Origin of the sequence: Alteromonas sp. Mac1 (assembly GCF_001562125.1) — a bacterium.
Classification (GTDB): Bacteria; Pseudomonadota; Gammaproteobacteria; order Enterobacterales; family Alteromonadaceae; genus Alteromonas; species Alteromonas stellipolaris.
Genome location: NZ_CP013932.1, coordinates 2,714,175 through 2,729,276 on the forward strand (window position 1 = coordinate 2,714,175; position 15,102 = coordinate 2,729,276).

Annotated in this window: 17 protein-coding genes; 7 read left to right on the forward strand and 10 right to left on the reverse strand. The window is 43.4% G+C overall.

The genetic code is table 11. The features are described from left to right. The first annotated feature begins 135 nt into the window (after window positions 1-135). From AV939_RS11575 to AV939_RS11590, 4 genes are read left to right on the forward strand one after another with little or no spacing between them, the layout of a single operon-like run. Window positions 136-453 (forward strand): hypothetical protein, encoded by a 318-nt coding sequence (locus AV939_RS11575; protein WP_057791236.1) that lies wholly within the window; start codon window positions 136-138, stop codon window positions 451-453. Between the two features lie 3 nt (window positions 454-456). After that, window positions 457-969, forward strand: coding sequence for a hypothetical protein (locus AV939_RS11580; protein WP_061997700.1), 513 nt, complete (start codon window positions 457-459; stop codon window positions 967-969). Window positions 970-1,018: 49 nt separating this feature from the next. Beyond that, on the forward strand, window positions 1,019-1,276 hold the full coding sequence (locus AV939_RS11585) for a hypothetical protein (RefSeq protein WP_061997701.1): 258 nt from the start codon (window positions 1,019-1,021) through the stop codon (window positions 1,274-1,276). Window positions 1,277-1,306: 30 nt separating this feature from the next. Next, window positions 1,307-1,858: a CC0125/CC1285 family lipoprotein gene (locus tag AV939_RS11590; protein ID WP_061997702.1), complete on the forward strand. Its 552-nt coding sequence runs from the start codon at window positions 1,307-1,309 to the stop codon at window positions 1,856-1,858. A gap of 94 nt (window positions 1,859-1,952) precedes the next feature. On the opposite strand, the gene yfbR is transcribed toward AV939_RS11590, so the two are convergent. Beyond that, complete coding sequence (gene yfbR, locus AV939_RS11595) at window positions 1,953-2,606, reverse strand: 5'-deoxynucleotidase (RefSeq protein WP_061998206.1); 654 nt, start codon at window positions 2,604-2,606, stop codon at window positions 1,953-1,955. Window positions 2,607-2,862: 256 nt separating this feature from the next. On the opposite strand from yfbR, the gene AV939_RS11600 reads away from it, so the two are divergent. Then, window positions 2,863-3,039, forward strand: coding sequence for a DUF1328 domain-containing protein (locus tag AV939_RS11600; protein ID WP_041452796.1), 177 nt, complete (start codon window positions 2,863-2,865; stop codon window positions 3,037-3,039). 64 nt (window positions 3,040-3,103) lie between these two features. Next, window positions 3,104-3,298 carry a hypothetical protein gene (locus AV939_RS11605; protein WP_057791228.1) on the forward strand — a complete coding sequence of 65 codons (195 nt, stop codon included), beginning with the start codon at window positions 3,104-3,106 and terminating at the stop codon, window positions 3,296-3,298. 50 nt (window positions 3,299-3,348) lie between these two features. Here AV939_RS11605 and AV939_RS11610 read toward each other — a convergent pair whose 3' ends face one another. The 7 genes from AV939_RS11610 to AV939_RS11640 all read right to left on the reverse strand — a co-directional run bounded on the left by AV939_RS11610 (window position 3,349) and on the right by AV939_RS11640 (window position 11,847). Continuing rightward, window positions 3,349-3,564: a hypothetical protein gene (locus AV939_RS11610; RefSeq protein WP_061997703.1), complete on the reverse strand. Its 216-nt coding sequence runs from the start codon at window positions 3,562-3,564 to the stop codon at window positions 3,349-3,351. A gap of 1 nt (window position 3,565) precedes the next feature. Continuing rightward, window positions 3,566-6,547 (reverse strand): DUF349 domain-containing protein, encoded by a 2,982-nt coding sequence (locus AV939_RS11615; RefSeq protein ID WP_061997704.1) that lies wholly within the window; start codon window positions 6,545-6,547, stop codon window positions 3,566-3,568. Further along, window positions 6,537-6,830, reverse strand: coding sequence for a YeaC family protein (locus AV939_RS11620; RefSeq protein ID WP_013783657.1), 294 nt, complete (start codon window positions 6,828-6,830; stop codon window positions 6,537-6,539). Before AV939_RS11620 ends, AV939_RS11615 begins: the two co-directional genes overlap by 11 nt. Beyond that, complete coding sequence (locus AV939_RS11625; RefSeq protein WP_013783656.1) at window positions 6,827-7,156, reverse strand: zinc ribbon domain-containing protein; 330 nt, start codon at window positions 7,154-7,156, stop codon at window positions 6,827-6,829. The genes AV939_RS11620 and AV939_RS11625 overlap by 4 nt, the downstream gene beginning before the upstream one ends. Before the next feature lie 197 nt (window positions 7,157-7,353). Then, window positions 7,354-9,012, reverse strand: coding sequence for an alanine/glycine:cation symporter family protein (locus tag AV939_RS11630; RefSeq protein WP_061997705.1), 1,659 nt, complete (start codon window positions 9,010-9,012; stop codon window positions 7,354-7,356). A gap of 100 nt (window positions 9,013-9,112) precedes the next feature. After that, window positions 9,113-10,243: a M14 family metallopeptidase gene (locus tag AV939_RS11635; RefSeq protein WP_057791219.1), complete on the reverse strand. Its 1,131-nt coding sequence runs from the start codon at window positions 10,241-10,243 to the stop codon at window positions 9,113-9,115. A 158-nt stretch (window positions 10,244-10,401) separates the two neighbouring features. Next, on the reverse strand, window positions 10,402-11,847 hold the full coding sequence (locus AV939_RS11640) for a glyceraldehyde-3-phosphate dehydrogenase (RefSeq protein WP_061997706.1): 1,446 nt from the start codon (window positions 11,845-11,847) through the stop codon (window positions 10,402-10,404). Window positions 11,848-11,994: 147 nt separating this feature from the next. On the opposite strand from AV939_RS11640, the gene AV939_RS11645 reads away from it, so the two are divergent. After that, window positions 11,995-12,864, forward strand: coding sequence for a DUF2989 domain-containing protein (locus AV939_RS11645; RefSeq protein ID WP_231701202.1), 870 nt, complete (start codon window positions 11,995-11,997; stop codon window positions 12,862-12,864). Window positions 12,865-13,043: 179 nt separating this feature from the next. Here the strand turns inward: AV939_RS11645 and msrB are convergent, their stop codons facing one another. Together msrB and gndA are read right to left on the reverse strand one after the other, a co-directional pair. Continuing rightward, window positions 13,044-13,442, reverse strand: a complete 399-nt coding sequence (gene msrB / locus AV939_RS11650) for a peptide-methionine (R)-S-oxide reductase MsrB (protein ID WP_057791215.1) — start codon at window positions 13,440-13,442, stop codon at window positions 13,044-13,046. 84 nt (window positions 13,443-13,526) lie between these two features. After that, window positions 13,527-15,080, reverse strand: a complete 1,554-nt coding sequence (gndA, locus tag AV939_RS11655; RefSeq protein ID WP_057791213.1) for an NADP-dependent phosphogluconate dehydrogenase — start codon at window positions 15,078-15,080, stop codon at window positions 13,527-13,529. Window positions 15,081-15,102: the final 22 nt, after the last annotated feature.

Here is a 15,102-nt window from a genome sequence, read left to right on the forward strand (position 1 = left end):
AATTAAACTTTAGAATAACCCTTAAAACTCAAAATGAAATAAAATTAACTAAAAACAACAACTTAAATAATCACAAATGTTGGTACAAGCGTTGCATCTCTCTATGTGCAATCTAGCAAACTTAAGGAGAGTACTATGGCGACACAAACTACTACGCCTAAAACAGCGAAAGTGAATAGCGTAACCGAGCCTAGTCACCCAGTCACGGATCAGTTAAAAGAAACACTTCATTCGTCAGTTGATAAACTGGCTGATAGTGCGGCCGTAGCTGAGGACAATATTCGTAACACGGCAAGCCGCTCTGCGGACAACATGTCTGAACGAAAACGTTTAGCTGAGCAAAAATGGCAGGCCTCTGGTGTACGTAAGTACGCTATTGAGAACCCATTAGCAACTGCTGGTATGGCCTTCGCAGCAGGTATGTTAGTTACTTCATTATTTCGCAAGAAATAAAGCATGCAGCCTCTACCAGATTTTCGTAGTGCCACATACACGCTGAGCAGCGAAAATCCGTTTCGCCTGACTTCTCCGAGAAGTCAGGCGACATTTCGCATTCACCAGCAACGCACAAACGGCGCTTCATCCGAGTCGTCTAACGACATTCCCCCAGACATTGCTTTTGAAGAGGCGCTTTCTTCTTTTAAAGCGCTTTTCACGCAAAAGAAATATCAAGGTTTTGCCTTAATCGACTTGGTTAACGCTGAACTTCAACTCATTACCAAATCTATTTTTGTCAGCATATTTGGCGCACTTACCGCATTTGCATTAGGTGGTTTTTGCTGGATTTTGCTCAATTCATGTATTGGGTTAGCGATGCATCATGCTGGTATGCCTGCATTACTTATTATGGTTATATTGTTACTCGTTAATAGTGTATTGAGTGTTATCGCATTTATGCATGCGCAAAGTGCATTCCGTTTTATTAATATAAAGCGGCTTAGCACGTTAATGCAGTCTTTAACTAAATAGCAGCAAACGGAATTGCCGTCCGTGAGTCTAAAACTAAGGAGCACTTATCATGAATATTTTTCTGAAAAAGAACTTGGAGGACATTAGGCAGTGCCAACATAATTACCTAGCTCAAAAACACCACGCTGAAGAATCGTTTGAAGAGGCGAAGCGAGACTGTCGACTGCTAATGGGCAAACCTGAAGTATTATTAGGTATTGTTGCTGCAGGGGCTTACAAGGGCATAAAAACTGACGCCCCCAAGAGCAAAAGAAATCAAGCTATTATGACTTTCGTGCGCACCACCGCACTTTCGTTCCTAAAATAATAGTCACTACAATTAATACTAGGAATTACCATGCGCCTACCAACAAAAATGAAAATAGCGGCTTTAGCATGCAGTTTATTTGTTACCGCTTGCACCACCACCCCTATCGCCTCACCAACACCTTATAAATCAGCGGTCACTAAAGAAGGATACGGGTACTCTAGCGTTCAATTAACCGACAATGAATATCGAGTATTATTTAAAGCCACAGATCGCACACCTGCGGATGTTATTCAGCAATTCGCGTTGCGAAGAGCCGCTGAACTTGCAAAAAAACATAATTATGAATGGTTGGCTATCGTCAAAACTGATGTTGATAAAAAGCCCGTCATGGCCAGAGCAGTAACCCACAATACAGATGAACCCCAACCGTTTGCCACCAATCAGCAATGCACTATGTCAGGATGTACCGAGGTGGCACAGCCCGTGCCAGGTCAGGGGCAAAACACGGTGACGCAGACACAGATTAACGACGTTTACTTTTCTATTCTGGTAAGAATGAGCAATACCCAAGGTAGTTTAGGGAAAAACGTGATGTCTGTTGAAGAAATTCTTGCTAACCAGGCTGATAACGCTAAATAGGCATGGTTCGAACAGAAATACGTAAGTTTTGATAACACGACCGCCAAATGGCGGTCGTTTTGTTTTAAGCCCTCGAAGCTATATATGATTTCGTTTAATTTTGCTCTGAATCTAAATGTAATGTATTGGCTCGTTCTACCCAATCAAGATCTTTAGTTTGTTCGTCCAAGGTACCCTTGGCATCTTCTAAGAATACTTTGCAAAAGTACTCTACTGACTGAAATCTTTCTCGGTACTGCTTCAATTGCACTTCCATTTCGTCCATGGCATTTGAAAACTCTGAATTGGATTTCGACAACTCATAATCACATTTAAGATACGCACATAGCACATCAGCGGCTTTAGCAAGTCGAACGTGAATATCATCTTTATCTTGTTCTATTAAAGGCTGGTAGCGCTTCTGTAGCGGCTCAGGCAAGGTTTGAATCAGCATAGCCTCAAACCTACGCTCTAACTTTTTAATAGCCGCAGTAGTTTCAGGATCGTGGTATTTAACCGGGCTTGGAATATCACTCATACCCGCAATTTCACTACCTTCATGAAATATAGCCATAGCAGCAACTCGGTCAGGGTCAACATCTTCGTTAAACACATCCGCAGCTATTGCGCCTAACATATGCGCTACCATAGAGGCTTCGTAGATATGTGTGGACAACATCTCTTCTTGAAACTGTGCCATCAAGGGCCATCGTTTCACATTTCTTGCCCGTTGCATTAAACCTATAAATGCGGAGTGAGTTTTTGCCATTTCGCGCCCTTTAGAATAACGAGAGTTAAAAAGTGATAGTAGCATCTGCAAATCGTGAATGCTTCTTTGCTTCCTACCTGCCTCGGCCATGTAAAAAGTGCAAATGCTCTGTAAACCTTGTTTACCCTACGAAGAATCCATTAGCCAAAAGTAGCACAAAATAAGATTAAAACCATTTAAATCATAAGCTTACCATTTAGGCACGGAGTTCGCATTAGTATCTATGTCAGTAACGGAGCAAAAAGAGGATTTAGCTATGTTAGGTTGGGCAATTACTTTTTTCATTATCGCCATTATTGCAGCAGTTTTTGGTTTTGGCGGCATCGCAGGTGCAGCAACAGGTATCGCACAATTTTTATTCTTTGTGTTCATCGCCTTACTAGTCATTTCACTAGTCGCGAATGCCTTACGCGGTCGGTCACCACGAGCATAAATTTATTACGCTTTTAGATACTTTCAATATCTTTAAGATACTTTTAGGAAACAGGAGAACGGACATGATCTCACAGAAATCATTATTGAAACTTTTAGCAGCTGGTACATTCGCACTAACACTTGCCGCATGCGGTGACGGTGAAGCAGAAAACGCTGGTGAAGAGCTAGACGAAATTGTAACAGACGCAGGCAACGCAGTAGAAGATGCTTGTGAAGATGTTAAAGAAGGCGCAAACGCCGAAGATAAAGACTGTTAATTCACGCTTTATCACGAGAAAAGCTGATGGACTTTGTCCATCAGCTTTTTTTATACTTCTTCCCCGCCAAGCTCTCGCGCTAAATCGTCTAACTCTGACAACGTTCTATCAAACTCAGCTACCGCATAACGGTAAGATACCAACACGTGACGATCACTGCGTCCAAACTTCACGACAAGTGAATCAACATCCATGTGTTTGACCGTGTTGATAAAACGATATGCCGTCATTTCACTGGCAAAACCAAACTCAACTTGGCTTTTCATTTTAAGCAACCACCTCTGGGTTGTTATCCAATACATTCACTACTCGTTCAAGTAAATGCGTCTCTTGGTCATCGACTTTGCCATGCGCAATCCAATCTTCCAACAACTGCGCAGGAGATAGGCTCTCACCTTTCTCTAGTTTCGCTGTCATCATGGTTAGCTGTACATTGGTTCGCATACTGCTATCGCTTTGGGGGCTTGGTATATCAGTAGCCGCTTCCAAAGCAACGGTTAGCCAATGACGACTTTGTTGAACAGGTGTAGGTTTAGACAACGCAGACTTCCAACGCTTTCCTAGTAGGTCAGCGTCATCATCACTGATGCTAGTAAAATCGCCTGCCCTCAAACTTTCGCTTAACACTGAAATAACCGATTGAGCACGCTGCTGTACTTTACGTACGTGGCGCTGCTGAGCACGTGTTTGCTGTTGCTTTTGAATAACGGTTATTTTCTTATCAAGTTTTGCACGCATTGCACCAGGCAAATCTTTCGCTCGCGTTTCAATATCCTGAATTGAACTAGCAATCGTTGATTCATCAGATTCCGAGTCAATGGCATTTAACTGAGTAAAAAGGGTATTTAAGGTTTCATCAAATGCAGATGACTGTGCCTTACGCTGCTCTTTTAAGCGTCCAAACAATGCATCATTCGCTAGGCGAAACTCACGCCATAATCGGCTTTCATCACGCTTACCGGCATGGCCTATGGATTTCCAATTGTGTTGCAACTGCTGCGCTGTTTCAGTGGCACTAGCAATATCCTCTTGTGCTGACAGCGCTGATGCTTGAGCAACGAGTTCCTGCTTTGCTTTTTTATTCATCCCATGCCACTGGTTCACTTTCGTTTGCAGCGGGCTAATGGTTTTATTCCAACGTTGCTTTAACGACTCGTAATCACGCTTTTCAACTTGCCCACACTCATGCCATTGTTTAACGGTTCTATCGAACACTTTTGCCAGCACAGCTTCGTCTTGTGACAAATCGATGGCGGCAACTTGATCAATCAATGCCTGACGAGCTTTAAGCGCTTTCTCACGCTCTGCATCCAATGCTGCGTAATGTTCGCGACAAGGTTGAAACGCAAGTTCTAATGCAGCGTCGAAAGCACTTTGTTGTGTGTCATCGTCGCTACCAGCGCCTAACGAAAGCCACTGCTGGCGTAAATAACGAATTGCTTCACCGCGCTCTTTAATATCTTCAACAGGGCTAGCCGCTAATGCTTGAGCTTCTTCTACCAGTGCAGGTTTTCTAGGCGCCGCGATATAATCTTGCCAGCCTTCAAGGTGAGCAATATCTTCAGCGGTTTTCTCAAAACGCTTAGCCAATTGTTTTTTCACATTCTCAGGCATAGATTCGAAGCTTGCAGATAGCTTTTCAAACTTGGTAATAGCCGCGCGGTACTTACCTTGGGCAATCAAGTTATCAACCACACTGATTTGTTTTCTGCACTGACGAAGCGCGTGGTCTACTTCTGCTTTTTTAGCTTGTTTTTTCTGACTGAAAACGCGCGAAGCTGCATGCCAGCGCTTATTAAGGGCGCTTGGTACTGAAATGAGTTCATTGCGTAAATTATGATACTTTTCACTTAACGCTTTAAATTCAGCCTCAATCGATTCTGGCGTTTTCTGGCTAACGTTCTTGTCTTCAAAATCTTGATCTTGAATGGCTTTGTTTTGAATAGCTTGGTCTTCAACAGAGGCACTTTCAGTTGCATCAGTGCTTGCAGCTTTTGACACATCAGTAGTTTGTTCTTTTTCACCTTTTTCTTTAGCGTCTTGGGCACTTTTTGCTGGTTCAATAGGCGTACCTGCCGCCAGCTGCTTAGATTCTTCTGCAAGGGATTCCACTTGAGACAAACAAATCAAAAGTTTTTGGCCGTACTGCTGTTGCATCGAAAAAGCTTCTAAACTGTTGTTTAATGCCGCAATGCCAGCTCGAACTTCATCAAGCAGTTTGGCGCTGCCACCTAATGAAGCCATGTGATCAGCACTTACTTCTAACGCGCGTACCGATTCATTAACCACCGCTACATCAGCAAGAGTCGCCTCGCATAAACGCTCACCATAAAGCCAATTAACTTGCGTGGTAGCATGCGATAAATGCTGCTTACAGAGAGCTTCTATATCAGCTTTTTCTTTTGCCGCTTTTTGCGCTTCCCACTCAGGTCGAATACGCGATAAGTGGCGTATTACTTTTTCGTTAATACGCGAGAACTTAGCGTCTATTGCCGTCTTATCTTCTGCACTTAATATCGATGCATCTAACATTAAGTCGTTATATTCACCTAACAATTTAACTTGGCGCTTATCAATATCTTCAACATCTGATTTATCTACCAACGCTTGGTACTTAGACAAACATAAAGTAACACGTCGCATTAACTCAATAGGCTTTTCAGCTTGCGCTTTTAATAGCTGAAGTTTTGCAACGATAGCACCGTGAATAGCATTATCTCGGCATTTCTTTTCCAGCTTTTGTAGCACACTACTATCTTCAATTGTGGCTAAAATAGCCTGTTGCAGTGCGTTATCTGCATGTTGAAGAAAAATGGTTTGAGTAAAAGCAGGCTTATCGACTTTGTGAAGCAATGTCATTACTAAGCTTTTGTCTGCCAACAAACTTGCGTCATTAACCAACACGGTCTGAATTAATTCACCATTGGCACTTTCGCGCAAGAATGAAGCTTTTTCATTCGCGTTTATATTGACATCACCCTGCCCCATCAATGCGGCTTCAACGGTGCGTTCAGCAATTTTTTTCACTTTCGCATGTTGCGCGCTTTGTGACATTTTAAGCCACAATACAAAAGTATTTAATTTGCTTAAGGCTGCAAGGCTGACATCAGCATTGGCATCGTTAAATGCCAATTCATGTAAAATTGTTTTGTCTGTAGGCTTTTCCGGTGACAGGTTTTGAATGGCTTCCAGTCTTTTTTCGGGATTCTGACTGGTGTGAGAAGGAGCAAAGAACCGACTAAATATCATCCTGTTTAAACCGCGCTATAGTGTTGTTATCATCTTCTTGCTTGGAAAGTGCACGTTTAAAATCTGATTTACTTTTATGCACTATTTCGCCGCTTTCATTTACCGTCATATGTTCCGACGATTTCTCAATTTTTGCTTGATACAGCATAACTGCTTGCATGCAGCTGGCTTTCTGGTCTTCACTTAACGGCGTACCATCAAGCCATTTACCGGTTTCCACCGATTGACGCAGACGTTCGTACACCTCTGGCGTCATACTATTTAGTAATACTTCTATATTCATGAACGGAATCGTTTAATAAGTACAATTCTTACGCGGTTGACAAGATACCACACGAAGCCTGCAATACTGGCTACAATAGCGAGATTATGTTGCAAGTCGCCGGGTCTTGTTCCGCCCCAATACATAAAACCGAATCCCGCCACAAATATGATCATGGCAATAAGCGATTGATTTTGAATGCTCTGTAACTTTTTGAATTTTTGTAGATTTTTCTTACGTTCAATATCTTCTGAGGAAGCATCGCCTATTTTGAAATCACAATGCGGGCATATTTTTGCTTTGTCAGACGTTTTTTTATTGCACGATGGGCAGTCAACGAGTGCCATAATTTGCTCCTGTAGGAATGATGCGAAAATAACCAGGTAGCATTGGTTTTAGAGGTGAGTATTTTACGTATTGAAATGCGTATTGCAAAGCCTATTCAAAGGCAGATGAGCATTAATATAATTTAATTGAATTTGTGGTGTGAAAGCCAAACTTAAAAGGCTACCACGTTGGCTTACACACCCATTCACACTAACGATTATTTTTTATGTCTAGACCAATAATCATTAACGGTTTCTTTCATTTCTTTACTGAGCAGCACAATACCAAATAGGTTAGGTAAAGTCATTACCACAATGGCCACTGCCGACAGTGCCCATACTAATGTGGTATCAGAAAAGGCAGCCCACACAAAGCCAGCTACGTAAATAACACGATATGGCATTACCGAGCGGGGGCCGAGCAAGTAGGTCATCGCCCTGTCACCGTAATACGACCACGCAATAGCAGTTGAGAACGCAAACAGCATAAGCCCGATGGACACTATGTATTGGCCGAAGTTACCGAAATATCCGCGTGTAAAGGCAATGGTCGTTAGCGCAGCTGAGTGCACCAATGATTTACCGCTTACTTCTAGGTTGTCTCGTACTGGTTTACCCTCTTCGATTTTTAGCGTACCGGTAAACAAGTCTTCGCTACCAATGTTGTATTTAACATCTTCAGCAACTGAGCGTGAATTTAACAAGGTAAAACCATCGCTAACCGCAGTACCGTTTACTACAGTGATGCTACCTGTGTACGCTTTTATCTCGTTACCTTTTACATCGTTCAGGTAACCGTAAAGTTTATCGACATCGGCCTGATCGCTGTCATCATATTGGCCTTGAACGAAGAACATGTCTGAACGGTCAAATACGTTTTCATGCTTTTCTTTCCATACACCAGAAGACAAGATAACCAAACCAGTCACCGTACAGATAATGATGGTATCGATGAAAGGTTCAAGTAGCGACACCATACCTTCAGACGCTGGCTCTTTGGTTTTCGCCGCAGCATGAGCAATAGGTGCAGAACCTTGACCCGCTTCGTTCGAGAACAAACCACGGTTTACACCACGATTAAATGCATACGCAAGTGACGCCCCTAAGAAGCCCCCTGCAGCCGCAGACCCTGTAAATGCATCTTTAACTACCGCAGTGAAAGAAGGAATAATATTTTCAACGTTCGCGAAAATTACCGCTAACGCACCAATAAGGTAAATAACCGCCATTACCGGCACGACTCGCGCAGTAAAGGCAGCAATGCGTTGAATACCACCAAGGATAACAAGCGCAAGTAAAATACCTAGCACGCTACCTACTGCCCAAGGCTCGAAACCAAACGTGGCTTCAATACTTTGCGCAATACCGTTACTTTGCGGCAAGTTACCTGTTCCGAATGAACTCACTACAGTGGCAATGGCGAAAGCTACCGCTAACCATTTCATGTTTAAGCGTCTGTCCATGTAGTACATGGGACCACCCGCCATGGTGCCATCTTCGGTTTTCACACGGTATTTGTGAGAAAGGGTTACCTCAACGAATTTCGTTGTCATACCTAAAAAGGCGGTAACCCACATCCAGAACAACGCTGCTGGACCACCCAAGAATATAGCAAACGCTACACCACTGATATTCCCGGTACCAACCGTACCTGATAACGCGGTAGTAAGTGCGCGGAAGTGTGTGGTATCACCTGGATCGCTCTCTTTGTCGAACTTGCCAGTTACTACTTGCCATGCGTGTTTGAAAAAACGAATTTGAGGGAATTTAAGGTAGATAGTGAAGAATAAACCTACACCTAGCAATACGTAAGGAAACCACCCTGCGCCGCCTAAAAAACCATCCAGTATGACGAGAAAACTATATAACCCTTCCAAGGTATCACCCCTTTATTATCTTGTTGTTATGATTTCTATTATTGTATTTATTAATAAAGCCCCGTTGAAAAGGGGCTTTTTTGTGATGCTAATTTAACGTTTAAGCATTTAACTTCTTTACTACGGCATTTACGGCAATAAGTAAATCCTCGCCAAGCTGTCTGCTGCGCTGAACAGACCAGCCGTAAATTTCATCTGGTACATCTGCGTTGTCTTTAAACGGCATTTCAACGGTGTAAGACATGCAATTAAACTTCTCACCTACTGCATTGGCTGCCACGGTTAGGTTCCCCTCACCTGGCGCGTCTTTATCGTAACCGAACTCGTCTTGGAACTCTGGCGTTGCATTTAACAATGCATCTTTAAAAGTGTTCTCTAACGCTTTAATTTCGTCAGAGTAACTTGGGTTACCTTCACAGCCTGCCACAAAATTGTACGGCAGTGCTTCATCACCGTGCAAATCGACAAACATATCTACGCCAATTTTTTCCATTGCGTCCATCACATAAAGCACTTCTGGGCTTTTATCAGCACTAGGGGTTGCCCACTCACGGTTTAAATTAGTGCCTACCGCGTTGGTACGCAAATGACCGCGTGCACTACCGTCAGGATTCATGTTGGGGACTACGTAGAACACTGCGTTATCCAGCAATTGTCGCGCCAGTCCGTCTTGCTCATCAAGCAAACGGTAAATGAGACCTTCTGCACACCACTGTGCCATGGTCTCACCTGGATGCTGTCGGGCTGTAACCCACACCTTTTTCTTATTAGGCGTTTCTTCACCAATCACTAGCATGGACATATCGCGACCATCTAGAGTTAAACCTAGAAAGCGATGTTCACATAGCAATGACATTTGCGCATCGTGCACTAGGTCAAGATGCCTTTCGTAGCTATAAGGGATGAAGTAAGCGAAATAAACGCTAGGCTGTTCGAGTGTTAGTGAGAATGTGAGGTTATCGCCATCAAACTCGCTGGGAATACGAAACCAGGTTTGGCGATCGTATGAAGCAAGCACATTGTAGCCTTTCCAACCCTCTGGATAGGCCGACTTAGCCAAGTCGGTGATGGTCATTGTATGGGTAACGAACGACTCGCCAACTAAGCGAAAGTGAAACCATTGAGCAAATTCAGATTGATTATCTTTAGGTATAGCAAGACGAATGTCTTCGGGTGATTGTGCGCTTAGCACCTCAATATTACCGCTGTCGAATAGACTAGAAATATGCATAAACTGTCGTTTCCCTCTTTATTTGAGCGGTAATTTAGCATAGTCAGCAACACAAATACCATGTGCCAATGCGCTATTTATGCCACTTGAAGGCACGGTTTTGTTTACACAAATAAAAAACCGACCCTAGGTGGTCGGTTTTTTATTCAAATTGAATATTAAAGCGGCAATGTAGGGAAACTGAGCCCTGCCATATCGCGGATAACACGCATTACCTGGCAGCTATAACCAAACTCGTTATCGTACCAAACATAAAGAGTAAGGCGTTTATCGGCTACAATAGTTGCTTGGGAGTCGACCACTGACGCTGCTCGTGAGCCAACCAGATCAGTAGACACAATCTCTTTACTGGCCGTGTAATCAATTTGGTGTTGCAAGGTAGAAAAGAGTGCGGCATCCCGTAAGAATTCATTCACTGCCACTCTATCTGTGCCTTTCGCTAAGTTAAGGTTCAAAATAGCCAATGATACATTCGGCGTAGGCACGCGAATAGCGTTACCGGTTAGCTTGCCAGCAAGCTTAGGGTAAGCTTTCGATACCGCTTTCGCTGCACCAGTTTCGGTAATAACCATATTAAGCGGCGCACTGCGACCACGTCTGTCACCCTTATGGTAGTTATCAATGAGGTTTTGATCATTCGTGTATGAATGCACGGTTTCAACATGACCGTCTTCAATGCCGTATTCTTCATCTAACGCTTTGAGCACAGGCGTAATCGCATTGGTAGTACAACTTGCAGCTGAAAGAATGGTATCGTCTGGCGTGATCTCTTCATGGTTAACTCCATGAACGATGTTTTTAATGTCGCCTTTACCAGGTGCCGTTAGTACGGCTTTAGACGCACCCTTCGCTTTAAGGTGTAAACCTAAACCATCGCGGTCACGCCAAATACCGGTGTTATCAACAATAATAGCGTTGTCGATACCGTATTGCGTGTAATCAACCTCGTCTGGGCTGTTAGCGTAAATCACTTGAATAAATGATCCGTTTGCTTTTAATGCATTGCGTTCATGATCAATAGAGATACTGCCATTAAATGGCCCGTGCACTGAGTCGCGGCGAAGCAAGCTAGCACGTTTTTCTAAATCGCCATCGCGCCCGCCACGTACCACAATGGCACGTAAACGTAGTTTGTTGTTTTTACCTTGGCGCTCTATTAATAAACGGGCCAATAAACGACCTATACGACCAAAGCCATAAAGTACAACGTCTTGAGGCTTCTGCTCGTCCTCTTTATCAATCACGTCGCCTAACTTCTCACTTAAAAATGCATTTAAGTCGTCATTGTCTACCGCCGAACCGTAATTAAAGTCGAAGGCCAATTTACCAATGTCAATTTGAGCAGGGGCAATCTGCATTTCACTTAGCGCGAGTAAAATTGGGAAACTCTCCCGAAGTCGCAATTTTACTCCCTCGTGCAAGCGTACTTTGCGATGCGCTTTTATCACATCAGTCGCACTGGCATTTAATAAAGAGCGGCCATAAACTGAAATTTCTACTGCGCTATTTCGGTATAGCTTACCGATAAGGGGCAACATCATTTCCGCGTATTCCTGACGCTCTTGCCAGCTGCTTTGTAATTCCTGCTCAAACTGTTGGTTCATGTTTTTGCCTTTATCGACGTAAATTAACGGTATGTGACACGTCAGTTTTTTAATATTTTAGGGTACACTAGGTGAAGATTTCGTCTGACGGTGACGAGCAGTATCTTAAAGAAACAAACAAGGATGACCAAATTGTTGATAAATTTCATGAAATCACAAAATTCGCCAGTTCTAGGCACTTTATTTAGTAATTTTCCAACAGGTTATAAAAATGTTATTGCCACGCTATCGATGACCGTCATGTTGTCTGGATGTAGCGATTGGTTCGAACCGACTATTAGTGAAATTTGCGAAACCCACAGTGAGATGTGTTTAGATTTGAGCCTAGATGCACGTTGTCGTCACGAACGTGCCGATATTATTAGGTTGAGATACAACCACCAAGCAGATACCTCAGATGCGTTCAAATACCCATTGTTATTGGCGTTTGAAGATTACTTAGTGTGTGTGGAAGAAGTTCAGCATATTGAACACGTGAAACGTAAAGGCAAAGAAGCCACCCGCCTTAAGGGAGTAATTACTGCTCAACGCGAACTTACCCGATTAGCGCGTGAAACTAAACGTTCCCTTGACCCTCACCTTTCTTACTACCATTGGTCTCGTCACAATGATAAAGAGGCATTTCACCGGTTTGAGCGCTATGTCGCGAGTAACAAAGTTAACGATCCTGAGTTGCTCATCTCTTTGGCCTCGGCGCAAATTAAGACCGATCCTGAGCGCACTATCGATACCTTGTATAAAGCGCTAAGCCTGTACAAGGATGCCGATGACATAGACAGTGCGGTTTACCTATCATTGGTGTCGTTAGGCATGGATAAAGAAAACTACAGAATGGCTTATGTATGGCTAGGCGTAGGTGAATACTTTGACGAAAAAATACCCTCAGCTAGGCGGGAATCAATCGGTCAAAAGTTTAATTTACCGGTTGATATTTTAGACAGCGTGGTTAGTGATATTGTCTCTGCCCTTGATAATAGCCAGTTCGATGCAAGCGCACTTAAGCTAAATAGACTGTGATAATGAAAATGAATTACATTTTTTTCGTATAAAATAAGTGTTAAAAAAAGAAAAAATCCGCCAAATAAAGGCGGATTTTTTTATTTCAAACATCAAGGCAATCATAACTGTATATTTTTTGTTCGACTGTTTACCTTGTGAAAATCATTTACTCAACGTATTAGCTACGGCGCTTATGTTTAGCCTTTCACCACAACATCACCATTACCTTTAAACGTCAGTGAAATTGAATTTACACAATAGCGCTGCCCGCTTGGCTCTGGCCCGTCTGGAAACACATGCCCTAAATGGGAATCACATTGTTTACAGAAAATCTCTACGCGATGCATACCATGGGTATTGTCGTCTCGGTAACCTACGTTATCGTTTTCAAGTTGTTGAAAGAAAGAGGGCCAGCCACAACCAGCATCAAACTTGGTTTGTGATGAAAACAAATCAGCACCACAGCACTTACAAACATAGGTTCCTTCTCGGGCTTCATCTAACAATGCCCCAGTAAAAGGTCGTTCTGTCCCCGCATTGCGGCACACCCGGTATTCTTCTTCTGACAGTGTGTCTTGCCATTTTTGCTCAGACATAATTTCTCCTAAATTCAGGCGTCATAAAGAAAAAAGGTGCGCCAATAGAACCTAGCACACCTTTTAAATTGGTACAGGAACCGTTTAGCGTTTTATAGAAGTTTGCGGACGTTGGGGATCACTCCATTCTAAGTGATACTTTTTACCCGCAGGCTTATCTACACGTTGGTATGTATGGGCACCGAAAAAGTCTCGTTGACCTTGTAGCAAGTTAGCCGGTAATACTGCGGTGCGATATGAATCATAATAGCTCAACGATGACATCATAGCGGGGCACGGCACACCAGCAATAGTGGCTTGCGCAATTGATTGACGCCAATCAGATTGGAACTCAGAAATTTGATTGGCAAAGAAAGGGTCCATCAGCAAGTTCGACAACTCTTCGTTGTTTTCGTATGCCTTAGAGATAGACTGCAAGAACACCGCGCGGATAATACAGCCTGCACGCCAAATCTTGGCAATTTCACCAAACTCTAACTGCCAACCGTGTTCTTTGGCAGCAATAGCCATTAGCTGGAAGCCTTGTGCATAAGCACAAATTTTAGAGCAGTATAACGCTTGCTCTAGTTTATTAATGATGTCTTCTTTTTGCTCATCAGAATGAACAACAGGTTCAGGGCCACTAAGCACCTTACTTGCTGCCACACGCTCATCTTTCAAGCTAGAAATACTGCGCGCAAAAACGGCAGACGTAATAGTTTGGGCTGGGCTACCCACTTGCAATGCACTTACCGCAGTCCACAGTCCAGTGCCTTTTTGTCCTGCTCTATCAAGAATTACATCAACAAGAGGCTGCTGGGTATCAGGGTCAAGTTGGTCGAGCACTTCGGCGCTAATTTCCATTAGGTAGCTATTTAGCTTACCTTCATTCCAGCGTCTAAATACGGCTGCAATGTCAGAAGGCGACATTTGCAATGCTTCGCGCATCACATGATAGGTTTCACAAATTAGCTGCATATCGGCATATTCAATACCGTTATGTACCATTTTTACATAATGGCCTGCGCCAACTGGGCCAATATAGGTGGCACATGGCTCACCTTCTAATATTGGTTTACCTGGCACGAAACTCTCAAGCGGCTTACCCGTTTCAGGATCGACCTTCGCGGCAATCGCTTTAAGTACAGGCTCAATACGGGTCCACGCATAGGGATTGCCCGATGGCATTAATGATGGCCCAAAGCGCGCCCCTACTTCACCACCAGAAACGGCAGTAGAAAAGAAGATAAATTTGCCTTTGTATTGCTCTTCGCGGGCAACGGAGTCTGTCCACAAGCTATTACCGGTATCAACCACGATATCGTCGGCATGAATACCCGCATCAATAAGATGATTACATACATGGTCGACAGGGTCGCCAGCTGGAACAGAAAGAATAATAAGATGAGGGGCTTTTAGTTTGCTGAGTAATTCGGTGTAAGAGCTACAACCTTCTACGCGAGGTTCAGCGTTGGCATCTCGCTCACTGGCGTCTTTTGCAAGAATAGCATCGACCTTGTGCTGATCTAAATCGAAACATGCTACTCGATAACCGTGGTCTACCAAGTTCATTGTAAGGTTATTACCCATTACGCCTAAACCGATAAAACCAATATCACACGCTGTTGTGGCGTGCTTACTTCCACCTTCATTTTGCATAGAAAAACCCTCACATTCAGAT

Coding starts and splice junctions, on each gene's coding strand:
- AV939_RS11575 (WP_057791236.1), top strand. CDS start 136: ATGGCGACACAAACTACTACGCCTAAAACAGCGAAAGTGAATAGCGTA.
- AV939_RS11580 (WP_061997700.1), top strand. CDS start 457: ATGCAGCCTCTACCAGATTTTCGTAGTGCCACATACACGCTGAGCAGC.
- AV939_RS11585 (WP_061997701.1), top strand. CDS start 1,019: ATGAATATTTTTCTGAAAAAGAACTTGGAGGACATTAGGCAGTGCCAA.
- AV939_RS11590 (WP_061997702.1), top strand. CDS start 1,307: ATGCGCCTACCAACAAAAATGAAAATAGCGGCTTTAGCATGCAGTTTA.
- yfbR (WP_061998206.1), bottom strand. CDS start 2,606: ATGGCAAAAACTCACTCCGCATTTATAGGTTTAATGCAACGGGCAAGA.
- AV939_RS11600 (WP_041452796.1), top strand. CDS start 2,863: ATGTTAGGTTGGGCAATTACTTTTTTCATTATCGCCATTATTGCAGCA.
- AV939_RS11605 (WP_057791228.1), top strand. CDS start 3,104: ATGATCTCACAGAAATCATTATTGAAACTTTTAGCAGCTGGTACATTC.
- AV939_RS11610 (WP_061997703.1), bottom strand. CDS start 3,564: ATGAAAAGCCAAGTTGAGTTTGGTTTTGCCAGTGAAATGACGGCATAT.
- AV939_RS11615 (WP_061997704.1), bottom strand. CDS start 6,547: ATGATATTTAGTCGGTTCTTTGCTCCTTCTCACACCAGTCAGAATCCC.
- AV939_RS11620 (WP_013783657.1), bottom strand. CDS start 6,830: ATGAATATAGAAGTATTACTAAATAGTATGACGCCAGAGGTGTACGAA.
- AV939_RS11625 (WP_013783656.1), bottom strand. CDS start 7,156: ATGGCACTCGTTGACTGCCCATCGTGCAATAAAAAAACGTCTGACAAA.
- AV939_RS11635 (WP_057791219.1), bottom strand. CDS start 10,243: ATGCATATTTCTAGTCTATTCGACAGCGGTAATATTGAGGTGCTAAGC.
- AV939_RS11640 (WP_061997706.1), bottom strand. CDS start 11,847: ATGAACCAACAGTTTGAGCAGGAATTACAAAGCAGCTGGCAAGAGCGT.
- AV939_RS11645 (WP_231701202.1), top strand. CDS start 11,995: ATGAAATCACAAAATTCGCCAGTTCTAGGCACTTTATTTAGTAATTTT.
- msrB (WP_057791215.1), bottom strand. CDS start 13,442: ATGTCTGAGCAAAAATGGCAAGACACACTGTCAGAAGAAGAATACCGG.
- gndA (WP_057791213.1), bottom strand. CDS start 15,080: ATGCAAAATGAAGGTGGAAGTAAGCACGCCACAACAGCGTGTGATATT.